This is a genomic window from Rhizobacter sp. P2_H2, from assembly GCF_056403375.1.
On sequence record NZ_JBFUFP010001374.1, the window covers coordinates 1 to 1,199 of the forward strand.

The window sequence follows — 1,199 nt, forward strand, 5'->3', positions numbered from 1 at the left end:
CTCATGGAGAGCGTCGAGAAGGATTTGGCCGCCGGGAGTCCGCTTCAGATGCTTTGCAAGATCCTCGCCGACATGGTGCTGGTGGGGGCGCTCTTCGGCCGGCGCTTTGCCGACATTGCGAATGGGAACCTGCGGAAGATCGAGTCAAGATGGCCGCCGAAGGGAACGTCGCACACGCAGCTCTTTGATGAGGGTCGATCGACCTTGGAACAATTTCCACGCAACTTCTCGATGCGTTTCATTCAGCTGTTGACTCCTGGCGGGAAACCATATGTGGTTCAACAGTTGCGCGGCGTGAACATCGGGGATCGCCTCACCGACAACCGGACAGAGTCGGACGGTTACCGCTTCCACGACGTATTCCACTTGGCCTACCTCGTGCACCTCGGTTGGTCACCAGTGATTCGCGCGCTTCTGAAGCTCAAACGTAAAAGCGACCCCGACATTGATGAGAACCAGGATGGCGCTAGGGCGATCATCATCGAAGAGGGCATCGCCACCTGGATCTTCAATCATGCGCATCGGCGCGATGATTTCAGTGACACAGCGATCGGGCGGCTGGACTACAACATGTTGAAGCAAGTGCTCGACATGGTCGAGGGCTACGAGGTCGCAGACTGTCCAATGTGGCAATGGGAGCGAGCGATCCTCGATGGCTTCCAAGTGTTCCGACAGCTGCGCGAAGCCGGTGGAGGCGCAGTCCACGTTGACCTGATCAACCGGACCTTAACATTCGAGAATTCCGACTTCGCTGCCCATGGAAGCGGTGCGGTCGAGTGATGCTTCACCACGAAAGTCCCAAAATTCATGACCCCGCGTGTTTTCGTGGACACCCTTGCCGATATTGAGCTTGAGGGCGTCTTCAATCCCTATCGGCACCGATGTTCTGTCCACGATCTGGCGGATGGGCCATCAGTGCGTCGAAGAAACTTGCGCCGCTATCTGCAAGCGATCGACGACCTGAAGACTGACACCATCTGGATGGGCCGGGATCTGGGATACCGGGGGGGACGACGGACAGGATTGGCCTTGACCGACGAACTTCACCTCGGACAGCTCGGGCGGATCTACCCGGGCGCTGATGCTGCAAAAGCGACGAAAGGACCCGCTGTTGCGGAGCGTACTGCAGCAGAGATCTGGGCCATTCTCGGCCGACTTAAGCGGCCCCCGCTGTTGTGGAATGTCTTTCCATTCCATCC

The 1,199-nt window shown here is 58.0% G+C and carries 1 protein-coding gene and 1 pseudogene; both read left to right on the top strand.

Annotation, left to right across the window (positions count from 1 at the left end; genetic code table 11):
• Window positions 1-780, top strand: a pseudogene (locus tag AC1D15_RS33200) (hypothetical protein); the annotation flags it as partial.
• A 45-nt stretch (window positions 781-825) separates the two neighbouring features.
• The coding region (locus tag AC1D15_RS33205) for a uracil-DNA glycosylase family protein (protein ID WP_477829417.1) at window positions 826-1,199 on the top strand (374 nt) is incomplete at its 3' end.